This window comes from Mixta sp. BE291 (assembly GCF_031457955.1).
Classification (GTDB): domain Bacteria; phylum Pseudomonadota; class Gammaproteobacteria; order Enterobacterales; family Enterobacteriaceae; genus Mixta.
Genome location: NZ_JAVDXN010000009.1, coordinates 1 through 11957 on the forward strand (window position 1 = coordinate 1; position 11957 = coordinate 11957).

General features: G+C 53.4%; 11 protein-coding genes, 1 pseudogene and 1 riboswitch. Of the genes and pseudogenes, 3 read left to right on the top strand and 9 right to left on the bottom strand.

Annotated features, from left to right (window positions below):
* The 3 genes and pseudogenes from J2X14_RS17615 to btuB form a co-directional block, all read right to left on the bottom strand.
* Positions 1-290 (bottom strand): annotated as a pseudogene (locus J2X14_RS17615) (hypothetical protein); the annotation flags it as partial.
* On the bottom strand, positions 290-1141 hold the full coding sequence (gene murI, locus J2X14_RS17620; protein WP_352412480.1) for a glutamate racemase: 852 nt from the start codon (positions 1139-1141) through the stop codon (positions 290-292). The gene murI and the pseudogene J2X14_RS17615, both read right to left, overlap by 1 nt.
* Positions 1086-2966 (bottom strand): TonB-dependent vitamin B12 receptor BtuB, encoded by a 1881-nt coding sequence (gene btuB, locus J2X14_RS17625; protein WP_352412481.1) that lies wholly within the window; start codon positions 2964-2966, stop codon positions 1086-1088. Before btuB ends, murI begins: the two co-directional genes overlap by 56 nt.
* 69 nt (positions 2967-3035) lie before the next feature.
* A riboswitch (cobalamin riboswitch) is annotated at positions 3036-3216 on the bottom strand.
* A 121-nt stretch (positions 3217-3337) separates the two neighbouring features.
* Between btuB and trmA the strand changes: the two genes are divergently transcribed.
* A complete protein-coding gene (trmA, locus tag J2X14_RS17630) occupies positions 3338-4438 on the top strand; it encodes a tRNA (uridine(54)-C5)-methyltransferase TrmA (RefSeq protein ID WP_352412482.1) in 1101 nt (366 codons plus the stop codon).
* Here the strand turns inward: trmA and J2X14_RS17635 are convergent.
* The 3 genes from J2X14_RS17635 to fabR form a co-directional block, all read right to left on the bottom strand.
* Positions 4435-4704 carry a hypothetical protein gene (locus J2X14_RS17635; RefSeq protein ID WP_352412483.1) on the bottom strand — a complete coding sequence of 90 codons (270 nt, stop codon included), beginning with the start codon at positions 4702-4704 and terminating at the stop codon, positions 4435-4437. The two genes, trmA and J2X14_RS17635, sit on opposite strands and share 4 nt — an antisense overlap.
* 63 nt (positions 4705-4767) lie before the next feature.
* Positions 4768-5115, bottom strand: coding sequence for a YijD family membrane protein (locus tag J2X14_RS17640; protein ID WP_352412484.1), 348 nt, complete (start codon positions 5113-5115; stop codon positions 4768-4770).
* A 17-nt stretch (positions 5116-5132) separates the two neighbouring features.
* Positions 5133-5774: an HTH-type transcriptional repressor FabR gene (gene fabR / locus J2X14_RS17645; RefSeq protein ID WP_352412485.1), complete on the bottom strand. Its 642-nt coding sequence runs from the start codon at positions 5772-5774 to the stop codon at positions 5133-5135.
* A gap of 195 nt (positions 5775-5969) precedes the next feature.
* On the opposite strand from fabR, the gene sthA reads away from it, so the two are divergent.
* Positions 5970-7370 (top strand): Si-specific NAD(P)(+) transhydrogenase, encoded by a 1401-nt coding sequence (sthA, locus tag J2X14_RS17650; protein ID WP_352412486.1) that lies wholly within the window; start codon positions 5970-5972, stop codon positions 7368-7370.
* Here the strand turns inward: sthA and oxyR are convergent.
* Positions 7353-8270 (bottom strand): DNA-binding transcriptional regulator OxyR, encoded by a 918-nt coding sequence (gene oxyR / locus J2X14_RS17655; RefSeq protein ID WP_352412487.1) that lies wholly within the window; start codon positions 8268-8270, stop codon positions 7353-7355. The genes sthA and oxyR overlap by 18 nt on opposite strands.
* A gap of 140 nt (positions 8271-8410) precedes the next feature.
* Here oxyR and J2X14_RS17660 point away from each other — a divergent pair, with 140 nt between their 5' ends.
* Positions 8411-9145, top strand: coding sequence for a glutathione peroxidase (locus J2X14_RS17660; RefSeq protein ID WP_352412488.1), 735 nt, complete (start codon positions 8411-8413; stop codon positions 9143-9145).
* 120 nt (positions 9146-9265) lie between these two features.
* Here J2X14_RS17660 and argH read toward each other — a convergent pair whose 3' ends face one another.
* Complete coding sequence (gene argH, locus J2X14_RS17665; RefSeq protein WP_352412489.1) at positions 9266-10639, bottom strand: argininosuccinate lyase; 1374 nt, start codon at positions 10637-10639, stop codon at positions 9266-9268.
* Between the two features lie 89 nt (positions 10640-10728).
* The gene (locus J2X14_RS17670; protein ID WP_352412490.1) at positions 10729-11940 is read right to left on the bottom strand and encodes an argininosuccinate synthase; all 1212 of its coding nucleotides are present in this window, start codon (positions 11938-11940) and stop codon (positions 10729-10731) included.
* Between the last annotated feature and the right edge of the window lie 17 nt (positions 11941-11957).

The window sequence follows — 11957 nt, forward strand, 5'->3', positions numbered from 1 at the left end:
ACGTGTTCACTCTGAGACTTGATACTGCAATATTTTTTGCGATATCCCGTCCGTGAGTGCCCACACAGATTGTCTGATAAATTGTTAAAGAGCGGCGCCACATTCTCAGTGGCGCGGGCTGCGTATATTACGCTTTCCCGCTGAAGAGTCAAGAGTTTATTTTCTTTTCCCTTCCTGACATGGCCGACTAAGAAGTCGTTGTTCCGTGTCAGTGGAGGCGCATTATAGGGAGTTCTTTTTTCCTGACAAGCACTAATTTCAAAAATAAATTCGGATGTTGTTTTTTTCATCAAAGTGCGAGTTTTTCCAGCTTTTCGAAGCCATGACGCTGTAAAACGGGCATTAATTGTACTGTTTCCGGCGTTATTTCCATACACAACGCCAGATTGTCATGCGTTGAGCAGGCCTTTGGCGCTTCATGTTCCAGCAGCCATACGGTTCGTCGGGCTATCGCCGCACCAGAATCAATCAATCGGGTGCCTTCCGGCAGCACCGCCTGCAGCTCATCGGCTAATAGAGGAAAGTGCGTACATCCCAGCACAACGGTATCGGGCGGCTCAGACATACGCAGCCAGGGCTGTAAAATGCGACGAATCGCTTCAAGAGGAATAACTTGCCCGTGGAGCTTCATTTCGGCCAGTTCCACCAGCTCTGCTGACCCGAGCATTTCGGTTTTGCACTCGCTGGCAAATTGCGCCACCAGATCGCGTGTATAAGGACGACGTACCGTTGCCCGCGTCGCCAATAGTCCGACAATACCGTTGCGGGTCAGTCTGGCGGCAGGCTTAATCGCCGGAACCACCCCGACAACCGGAAAAGCGAAGCGCGCGCGTAATGCAGGCAGGGAAACAGTGCTGGCCGTGTTGCAGGCAATAACGACCATCGCAAGTGGATAGCGCTTTACCACCGCATCAACAATGTCCACCACGCGGGAGACGATAAACTCTTCGCTTTTCTCCCCATAAGGAAAAGCGACATTATCAAAAGCGTAAATGTAATGAAGGTTCGGCAACAGCTGCCGAACCTCATTATAGACAGAGAGGCCGCCCACGCCGGAATCAAACACCAGCACGGTAGGCCGTAACTCAGAAGCTGTAGATTCCGCTGAGGTAGTACTCTCTTCCTGCAGTTGGATAGCCATACACTGTCTCGTAATCTTTATCGAACAGGTTGGCAATTCTACCACGAACCGTCAGGCGAGAGGTGAGCGGATAAGAAGCGGAGATATCCACCAGGCTGACGCCGCCCAGTTTTACGCGACGAGTTGGATAGCTGTTAAAGTCCTGATCGTAACGTTGACCTAAATAGTGCCAGGTTAAGGACCAGTCAAACTGATAGAACGTCCAGTCCATTTGATATTTAACCTGCTGTTTAGCACGGCGAAGCAATACCTCATTGGTTTCGCCATCGCGCGGATCCACATAATCATAAGATATTTGATGACTAAGCGGCCCGGTATCAAACTGTGCGGTTGCCTCAACTCCTTTAATACGAGCTTTTCCAATATTGTAATAGCGGAACGTTGCCGGATCGCCGCTAATCAAATTATCGATATCGTTACGATACGCGGAAACACGCCAGTTCACCGCACCGGTCAACCCTTCTACGCCCCCTTCCCACTGTTTACTTTTCTCTGGATTAAGGTCAGGGTTGCCATAATTTTGGCTATAAACCTGTCCTAAGTTGGGGGCCTTAAACGCCGTACCGTAAGAAGCAAACAGGCGATAGCCTTCCACAAACTCCCAAGCGGCGGCGGTTTGCCATGTGCTGTGCCAGCCAAATTGATTGTTATCATCGCCACGCAATGCGCCTTCCAGCGTCACGCTGCCTAACTGCTGCTGAGCGGTAAGATAGATGCCCGTATTACGCTGCTCATAGCCCTCATCCAGATAGTTAGTGCCGGGTTTGGTCGTTTCTTTTTGCCAGTCGACGCCAGCGCTTAACGCACCATTACCCACCTGAAAAGTATTGCCCCACTGCAAGTTATATTGCTCAAGATCATCCAACGTGCCATAAGCGCTGTAGCGACCAACACGAGGATCATAGTAATAATCTTTGCTATGGCTGTAGCTGGCTATTAACTGAGTAGAATAGATGCCATCCTGGAATTTCAGGCCGCTGTCCCATGTTCGGCTATAGAGCTGGCGCGTATCCTGCAGTACGCCAGGAACCAACTGATTATTTGAGTCGTAAGTATATGACGCATCAATATCTGTACGGTTATCAAAACCATATCCACGCACGAAGCCGCTGAATCGATCATCAAACTGATGTTCCAGTGAGCCATAAAGCGTTTTGCTCATAAACCCATCGCGGTCTGGCTGCACCGGGCCACTGCTGCTTGGAAATCCCGCTTTAACATCATAGCCTTTGGTGTAGGTGTAATTACCCGCCAGCGTTAGTTTGGTTGCGTCGCCCAGCATTTGTTGTGTTGCAGCATCGTAGGATTGATAGCCATTGGAGCCCAGGCCCGCAGTTAAAGTTGTGCCCGGCCGATCACGCCCGGTAATAATGTTAATAACGCCGCCAATAGCATCGGAACCGTACACGGCTGAACGCGCGCCGCGGATATATTCGATACGCTGCACCAACGAAATTGGGATTTGACTCAAATCGGAAGAACCGCTAATACCCGCCTGATTCAGTCGAATGCCATCAATCAGAATCAGGACATGCCTCGATTCGGTACCCCGAATAAATAACGAACTGAGCTGCCCCATACCGCCGCTTACAGCGACGTCAACACCGGGCAGACGCCGCATAACATCGACCAGAGTCTTCGCCTGCCAGCGATCGATATCCTCATGAGTAACAATAGTTGTTGGGGCTAGTACAGAGGAAACGGGCTGAGCATAGCGGTTAGCCGTCACCGTCATCGCATCGCTTTTTGCAGCAACGGCGGATTGCGCCCAGAGAGAAACCGCCGTGACAGCAAGTGCCAACGGCGTTTTTTTTGTTATGATCATCGATTTCAAGCATCCAAAAAACACAGCAGGATGCCGCAGGCATACGGCTGATAGTACGCGATAGCCGTAAAGTGCGACGTATTACCGGCAGGTCTTCGGGCTTGGAATCGATTAAATGGCGAAGACTTCCCATCAAATGACAGTGTCTGCGTTAGCAATCGCCACGACATTCCTTACCGCTGCGCGTCAGCTCCAGAGTTTCACTGGATTCCCTATTAACTCAGCAAGAGGCCGGCTCGCGCAGTCTACAATTGAGGTTTATGGAAGTCCAGACTTCCGGCCAGCCAGACGCGTGTCGATCACAGTACTGGACATCACCTGGTGAATCCCTACAATCGCCCGGCAAGTTAGCCACTCAATCAGGAAAAGCCATGACGCCCGAAAAACTGCCTGTCGAACAGTATGAAACCCAGCTCGCGGAGAAAACCACGCGCCTGCAAAACATGATGGCCCCTTTTGCTGCGCCCGCCGTTGAGGTCTATCGCTCGCCGGTCAGCCATTATCGTATGCGCGCCGAGTTTCGTATCTGGCATGAGGGCAACGACCTTTACCACATCATGTTTGATCAGCAGACGCGCGATCGTATCCGCGTTGATCAATTCCCGGCGGCAAGCGAACTGATTAACCAGCTTATGCCGCTGATGATAGGCAGAATCCGCGATAACGATACGCTGCGTCGTAAGCTTTTCCAGATCGACTACCTTTCGACGATGAGCGGCCAGGTGGTGATCACGCTGATTTATCATCGCAAACTGGATGATATCTGGCAGCAGGCGGCGGCAGCGCTGCGTAATGAACTGCGGGCGCAGGGCTTTGATCTGCAACTGATTGGCCGGGCGACGAAAACCAAAATCTCTCTCGACCGCGATTATGTCGATGAGTGTTTGCCGGTGGCGGGCCGCGATATGATTTATCGCCAGATTGAGAACAGCTTTACCCAGCCTAATGCCGCCATGAATATTCAGATGCTGGAATGGGCGCTGGATGTGACCAAAGATGCCTCTGGCGATTTGCTGGAACTCTACTGCGGCAACGGTAACTTTTCTCTGGCGCTGGCGCGCAATTTCCGCCGGGTGCTAGCTACCGAGATCGCGAAACCATCGGTCGCGGCGGCGCAGTATAATATTGCGGCGAATCAGATCGATAACGTGCAGATTATCCGTATGTCAGCAGAAGAGTTTACTCAGGCAATGAAAGGTGTGCGCACCTTTAACCGCCTGCAAGGCATCAATCTGGCGGATTATCAGTGCGAAACCATTTTTGTCGATCCGCCGCGTAGTGGCCTTGATGAAGAGACGGTAAAACTGGTGCAGGACTATCCGCAGATTCTCTATATTTCCTGTAATCCGCAAACGCTGTGCGCGAACCTGGAAACGTTGTCGCAGACGCATGAGATCACGCGTCTGGCGCTGTTCGATCAGTTCCCTTACACCCATCATATGGAGTGCGGCGTCCTGCTGACCCGACGCTAAAACTGAAACGGGAAAGAGACACCGACATAGTCAGGATCGGGGTAGTGCGAGCGCGCTGAACAGCGGCTGCGCTCGGCCTTGCTATCCGCTTTCCTGCTGGAGGAAAGGCAATCCTGGTATCGTTGTGTCTGGCTGCGTTCATCGCCATGGATGCGGCCTGGCGTCGAAGCCGGATAAACAGCATTGCCCGGCGACCATTCTCTACCGTGATAGTCGCTGCAGCTCACACCTAAAAACATCACGACTAACAAGCTATATTTGCGCATTACTTACCTCCCTGTAAGTTTATTTATTTCAGCGCAGCCACCCTGGCTGCGCCGCAAGCCGCGTTAGCTTCTACGACGCAGCCTGGTACCAATCCAGAAAATCAGTGCCACCATTAATACCACGGGCAGGAAGTTAGAACCAATCTCCGGGTAGTCGGCACGCACAATCGCACTATAAACCAGGATTCCCAGCAGGAAAAAGGCGGCGGCCAGCGAAGGCATTCCGTCCGGCATGGCGCGATTAAGATAGCGTTGATGCAAACACCAGGCGGCAAGGCCCAGCGCAATCAGCGGGAAAATTGAAAACGGCACAAAAGAGTTGAAAAGCACTGAAAAGGAGCCGTTGATCGCAAGGCCGGTAATAAACGCCAGCGCTAATGTTCCTTTGTCACGTGAATGCTTGTCTGTCATGTCATCTCCTTTTGCATTTAGTTATGGTTATCAAGCGTAACGGCCGTGCGTTCTTGTTCACGACGATACCAGTAATAGGCGCCTTTAGAAATCATGCGCAATTGTAAAACCAGACGCTCTTCCAGCTTACGTCGTTGTTCAACATCGATATCCAGCGCCTCGGCACCGGCGTTAAAAACAATAATCACCATCGCTTCCGCCTGCGCTTCGGTAAAGCTACGCGGCATACGATTTTCTAATTCGAGATAGTCCGCCAGTTCGGCGATAAAATGCTGAATTTCACGTGCGACAGCGGCGCGGAAAGCGGCAGAGGTGCCGGAGCGTTCGCGCAGCAACAGGCGAAACGCATTAGGATTACTGTCGATAAATTCCATAAAGGTGGCGACGGAGGTTTTGATGACGCTGCCGCCTTTCGCGATACGCTGACGCGCCTGACGCATAAGCTGCCTTAACATCAGGCCGCTTTCATCCACCATGGTTAAACCCAGCTCATCGACATCACGGAAATGGCGGTAAAAAGAGGTTGGCGCGATTCCGGCTTCACGCGCAACTTCACGCAGGCTCAGGCTGGCAAAACTGCGTTCGGCACTTAATTGGCTGAATGCTGCTTCAATTAGCGAACGTCGTGTACGTTCTTTTTGCTGTGCTCTAACGCCCATTTTTCCGCCTGTTAGCCTGCCGAATGCTCACTATAACAAATAACTCAGCGTACAGTCCGGCAAAGTTTGTGACCGACTGTTAACCCTCCATGTTTAGCGAATTGCGTCTAAAATCACTCGAAGAATTGGGATGTCGGCGTCGGGAATGTTAGAATCTCGTTGCTAAAATGTATATAAAATAAAGGAAGTGCCGGTATGCAACATGCTTACGATTACGATGTTATTGTGATTGGGTCCGGTCCCGGCGGTGAAGGCGCCGCGATGGGCCTGGTCAAACAAGGGGCCCATATCGCCGTTATTGAGCGCTATCACAATATTGGCGGCGGCTGCACACATTGGGGGACGATACCGTCCAAAGCTTTACGCCATGCAGTCAGCCGTACCATCGAATTCAACCAAAACCCTTTATACAGCGATCACTCCCGCCACCTTCGCTCTTCATTCGCCGATATCCTTAACCATACAGAAAACGTTATCAGTCAGCAGACGCGTATGCGCCAAAGCTTTTATGAGCGCAACCGCTGCGAACTTCATCAGGGCGACGCGCGCTTTATTGATATGAACACCATCGCGTTAACCCGTCCTGATGGTTCCGTTGAGCGCCTGACGGCAGAGAAATTCGTTATCGCCTGCGGCTCGCGTCCTTATCATCCGGTTGACGTTGATTTTACCCATCCGCGCATTTATGACTCTGACTCGATCCTTAACCTGCACCACGAGCCGGGCCACGTCATTATCTACGGCGCCGGGGTGATTGGCTGTGAATATGCCTCTATTTTCCGCGGCCTGAATGTAAAAGTGGATTTGATCAATACGCGCGACCGCCTGCTGGCGTTCCTCGATCAGGAGATGTCCGATGCGCTCTCCTACCATTTCTGGAACAGCGGCGTGGTGATTCGTCATAACGAAGAGTTCGAGAAAATCGAAGGCGTGAATGACGGCGTGGTGATGCACCTGAAGTCTGGCAAAAAATTGAAGGCGGATTGCCTGCTGTATGCCAACGGACGCACGGGCAACACCGATTCTCTGTCACTGGAAAACGTTGGGCTGGAAGCTGACGGTCGCGGCCTGTTAAAAGTTAACAGCATGTACCAGACGGCGCAGCCGCATATCTATGCGGTAGGCGACGTTATCGGTTATCCGAGCCTGGCTTCCGCCGCTTACGACCAGGGGCGCATTGCCGCGCAGGCGGTGATTAAAGGCGAAGCGACGGCGCATCTGATTGAAGACATTCCGACCGGTATCTATACCATTCCTGAAATCAGTTCGGTAGGGAAAACTGAACAGCAGCTGACGGCGATGAAAGTGCCTTATGAAGTGGGCCGGGCGCAGTTTAAACATCTGGCGCGCGCGCAGATTGTCGGCATGAATGTTGGCAGCCTGAAAATCCTGTTCCATCGCGATACCAAAGAGATCCTCGGCATTCACTGCTTTGGCGAACGTGCAGCGGAGATTATTCACATCGGCCAGGCGATTATGGAGCAAAAAAATGGTGGCAACACGATCGAATATTTCGTGAATACCACCTTTAACTATCCCACGATGGCGGAAGCGTATCGCGTTGCCGCGCTGAACGGCTTAAACCGCCTGTTTTAACGTGGTTTCCATATAGGCCTGCATTTGGGTACGGATAGCCTCGGCCAGTTGCTCATAACGGCTGCGCAGAGGCGATCCCGGGCGATAAACCAGCGCGATAGTGCGCTGCGGCACCGGCTTGTAGCAGGAAACGTAGGTGATGCCGTCGCGGGTGCGGTCCTGCGGCACCGCCAGCGCGGGCAGCAGCGTAATGCCGCTTCCTGCCGCTACCATATTGCGCAGCGTTTCGAGGCTGGTAGCACGGAAATGCGTATCTTCATCGGCACCCGCCTGGAAACAGAAGCCCATCGCCTGATCGCGCAGGCAGTGCCCATCTTCCAGCATCAGCAACTTCTCGCCAGAAAGATCGGACATCGGCACACGATCGCGATCTTTCCACGGGTGATCCTGCCAGATCGCCAACTTCATTGGCTCATCGAACAACGGCACCTCGATAAAGGCTTCGCTCTCTTTAACCAGCGCAACGATCGCGCAGTCGAGCTTACCGCTATCCAGCTGGCTTAACAGCTGCTGCGTTTGCGCTTCATGCAGATACATTTCCAGCTTAGGGAAGCTTTGATGCAGTTGAGGAATAATGTGCGGCAGCAGATAAGGCCCAACCGTTGGAATTAAGCCGATATGCAGCGGGCCGGACATCGCTTCGCCCTGCTGGCTGGCCATCTCTTTCAGCACTTTCACTTCACGCAGCACGGTGCGCGCCTGATCCACCAGCAGCATGCCCGCCTGGGTGAACAGCACTTTACGGCTGGTGCGCTCCAGCAGCATCACGCCCAGCTCATCTTCCAGCTTACGGATCTGACCGCTTAAGGTCGGCTGGCTGACATGACAGGCGTCGGCGGCGCGACGGAAATGGCGATGTTCCGCCAAAGAGACCAGGTATTCAAGATCACGAATATTCATTTTATCCTCCGAGCCACGATAGCCCGTGGCAATGAATAGAATAGCAATGAACGATTAGCCCTATCAAGCGGTGATGGGAATAATGCACACCAGAAGTTCATCATATCAAACGCAACGTTAACGAAGAGGTATTGATTCTTATGTTTGCAAGTCAGGAAGGTAAACGCGTCCCACAGGTAACTTTTCATACGCGTCAGGGCGATAGCTGGGTCGATGTGACAACTGACGAGCTGTTTAAGGGCAAAACCGTTATCGTATTTTCGCTGCCGGGCGCCTTTACGCCTACCTGCTCCTCCAGCCATCTGCCGCGTTACAACGAGCTGGCGAGCGTGTTTGCACAGCACGGCGTGGACAGCGTACTGTGTGTTTCCGTTAACGACACCTTCGTTATGAATGCCTGGAAAGCCGATCAGCACGCAGAAAACATCACCTTTATTCCCGATGGCAACGGTGATTTCACCCGTGGCATGGAGATGCTGGTTGAGAAGGCTGACTTAGGTTTCGGTCCGCGCTCATGGCGTTATTCAATGCTGGTGCGTGACGGCGTGGTAGCAAAAATGTTCGTTGAGCCGAACAAGCCGGGCGACCCGTTCGAAGTTTCTGATGCCGATACCATGCTGCGTTACCTGGCACCGGAATTTAAAGTGCAGGAATCGGTCTCGCTGTTTACTAAACCGGGCTGCCCGTTCTGTACCAAAGCGAAGCAGATGCTGATCGATCGCGGCATTCAGTTTGAAGAAATTGTGCTGGGACAAGATGCCACTACCGTTAGCCTGCGCGCTGTGACCGGTCGTGCGACCGTGCCGCAGGTCTTTATCGGCGGACGCCACATTGGCGGCAGCGACGATCTGGAAAAATTCTTTAACCTTGTTTAAAAATTCGGGAGCCGACCCCGTTACCCTGGTCGGCTTTCAGATGTGCCCATAACAAAAAATAATTGAAGTCAGAGGTTGGCGGGCTAGTATGCCCGCCCTTTTTTTGCCCGCTGAACAGGGCTATTGCAGGCGCTGTTTGGCTGCTGCAATGGCGTTAGCCACCTGCTGCGGCGCCACGCCCCCTTTGGCATTACGCTTATCCAGACAGGACTGCAGCGAAAGAATGGGATACACATCCTGTTCGATCTGCGGACTGAACTGCTGAAGCTGTGCCAGCGTCAACGCTTCCAGCGCCACGCCCTGGCCGATGGCCGCCACTACCGCTTCGCCCACGATATGATGCGCTTCGCGGAACGGGATACCTTTCGCCACCAGATAATCCGCCAGTTCGGTCGCATTGGCGTAGCCCTGCTCCGCCGCTTCCTGACAGCGCGGACGTTTTACCTGAATGCCATCCAGCACCAGCACCGACATATGCAGGCAGTCGAGCCAGGTATCCAGCGCGTCAAATAGCCCTTCTTTGTCTTCCTGCATATCTTTGTTATAGGCCAGCGGCAACCCTTTCAGCGTCATCATCATGCCGGTGAGCGCGCCCTGTACCCGACCGCATTTGCCACGAATCAGCTCCAGCGCATCCGGGTTTTTCTTCTGCGGCATCAGCGATGAGCCGGAAGTTACCCGATCGGATAACTCAACAAAGTTGGCTTCGCCGGTGTTGAAAAAGATCAGGTCTTCCGCAAAACGCGACAGATGCACCATACCGATCGCCGCATCCGAAAGCAGCTCCAGCGCATGATCGCGATCGGAAACGCTGTCCAGGCTGTTGCGGGTGGCGCTGGCAAAACCCAGCCATTGCGCCAGCTGGTCGCGATCGATCTCATAAGCGGTTCCCGCCAGTGCGCCGCTGCCCAGCGGGCTGACATCCAGACGCTTCAGGGTATCCTGCAGGCGACTTTCGTCACGCGCCAGCATCTCAACGTAGGCCAGGCACCAGTGCGCGAAGGTCACCGGCTGCGCGCGTTGCAGGTGCGTATAACCCGGCATCACCGCATCCTGATTGGCCTCGGCGGTTGCGACTAACGCCTGTTGCAGCTCACGCACCGCGCTCAGCAGCAGTAAAACCTGCTCTTTACACCAGAGTTTTAAATCGGTCGCAACCTGATCGTTACGGCTGCGTCCGGTATGCAGCTTTTTGCCTAACGCGCCCACTTTTTCAATCAGACGGCCTTCAACCCAGCTATGGATATCCTCAGCGTCGCTTTGCAGAATCTGCTGCGGATCGGCTTGCACCTCTTCCAGCAGCGTATTCAGCGCCACTTCCAGCTGCTGCTGCTCATCCTGAGTCAGTACGTTAACGGTCACCAGCGCTTTTGACCAGGCAACAGAACCGATAATATCCTGCTCCGCCAGGCGATAATCAAAGCGCAGCGAATCATTGAACTGTTTAAACCGTCCGTCAGCCGCTTGTGTAAACCGTCCACCCCATAGTGCCATCTTGAATGCTCCTGAAATCTGTTGCGCGCAAGGCTCAGCCTGGCGTGTGATCGGGGCGGCGTACTGCTTGCCGCCCGTTGCCGTTCCGGTTATTTCTTCTCGTTCAGCGCCCGAATGCGTGAAGAGAGAGAGAACAGACGGATAAAGCCGCCCGCGTGGCTGTGATCGTAAACTTCATCTTCGCCAAAGGTCGCGAACTCTTCAGAGTAAAGGCTGTTAGCTGATTGTTTCTGAATCGCCGTCACCTGGCCTTTATAAAGCTGCAGCACCACTTCGCCGTTGACTTCGCTGGCCAGCGACTCGGCTGCCGCCTGAATTGATTTACGCAGCGGCGCGAACCAGCGTCCGTCATACACCACGTAAGACATCTCCAGGCCCAGCTGCTCGCGCCATTTAAAGCTATCGCGATCCAGCACCAGCTGTTCTACCGCGCGCAGCGCGTTAACCATAATGGTGCCGCCGGGCGTTTCATAGCAGCCGCGCGACTTAATGCCCACCAGACGGTTTTCCACGATATCGATACGACCCACGCCATGCTTCGCGCCCAGCGCATTCAGTTTATCCAGGCACTGGAACGGGCTTGAGCGCTCGCCGTTCACCGCGACTACGCGGCCTTTTTCAACCGTGACGGTGACCTGCTCCGGCTGATCCGGCGCTTCCAGCGGATCAACGGTCCAGACCCAGCAATCTTTATTCGGTGCGTTCCACGGGCTTTCCAGCACGCCGCCTTCGGTAGAAATATGCCAGGCGTTTTCATCACGGCTGTAGATTTTTTCCAGCGAGGCGGTGGTCGGGATATTGCGCTCTTTCAGATAGTCGAGCAGCGCTTCACGCGAACGCAGGTTCCACTCACGCCATGGCGCCACCACTTTCAGCTGCGGAGCCAGCGCGGTATAGGTGGTTTCAAAACGCACCTGGTCGTTACCTTTACCGGTCGCGCCGTGACATAACGCATCGGCGCCGACTTTCAGCGCCAGTTCAACCTGCGCTTTGGCGATAATCGGACGCGCCATAGAGGTGCCCAGCAGATAAGTGCCTTCATACAGCGCGCCGGTTTGCAGCACCGGATAAACGTAGTCGCTAATAAATTCTTCACGCAGATCGGCGATATGGCACTCGGACGCTCCTGACTGCAGCGCTTTTTTCTCTACGCCGACTAAATCTTCGCGATCCTGACCAATATCCGCCACGAAGGCGACCACTTCACAACCGTAGTTCTCTTTCAGCCAAGGAATAATGGCCGAAGTATCCAGGCCGCCCGAATAAGCCAGAACGATTTTTTTGATGTCTTGATTTTGCATATCTTAATCCTTGAATG

Coding starts and splice junctions, on each gene's coding strand:
- J2X14_RS17635 (WP_352412483.1), bottom strand. CDS start 4,704: ATGCGCAAATATAGCTTGTTAGTCGTGATGTTTTTAGGTGTGAGCTGC.
- argH (WP_352412489.1), bottom strand. CDS start 10,639: ATGGCACTATGGGGTGGACGGTTTACACAAGCGGCTGACGGACGGTTT.
- oxyR (WP_352412487.1), bottom strand. CDS start 8,270: ATGAATATTCGTGATCTTGAATACCTGGTCTCTTTGGCGGAACATCGC.
- J2X14_RS17670 (WP_352412490.1), bottom strand. CDS start 11,940: ATGCAAAATCAAGACATCAAAAAAATCGTTCTGGCTTATTCGGGCGGC.
- sthA (WP_352412486.1), top strand. CDS start 5,970: ATGCAACATGCTTACGATTACGATGTTATTGTGATTGGGTCCGGTCCC.
- fabR (WP_352412485.1), bottom strand. CDS start 5,774: ATGGGCGTTAGAGCACAGCAAAAAGAACGTACACGACGTTCGCTAATT.
- J2X14_RS17660 (WP_352412488.1), top strand. CDS start 8,411: ATGTTTGCAAGTCAGGAAGGTAAACGCGTCCCACAGGTAACTTTTCAT.
- J2X14_RS17640 (WP_352412484.1), bottom strand. CDS start 5,115: ATGACAGACAAGCATTCACGTGACAAAGGAACATTAGCGCTGGCGTTT.
- btuB (WP_352412481.1), bottom strand. CDS start 2,966: ATGATCATAACAAAAAAAACGCCGTTGGCACTTGCTGTCACGGCGGTT.
- trmA (WP_352412482.1), top strand. CDS start 3,338: ATGACGCCCGAAAAACTGCCTGTCGAACAGTATGAAACCCAGCTCGCG.
- murI (WP_352412480.1), bottom strand. CDS start 1,141: ATGGCTATCCAACTGCAGGAAGAGAGTACTACCTCAGCGGAATCTACA.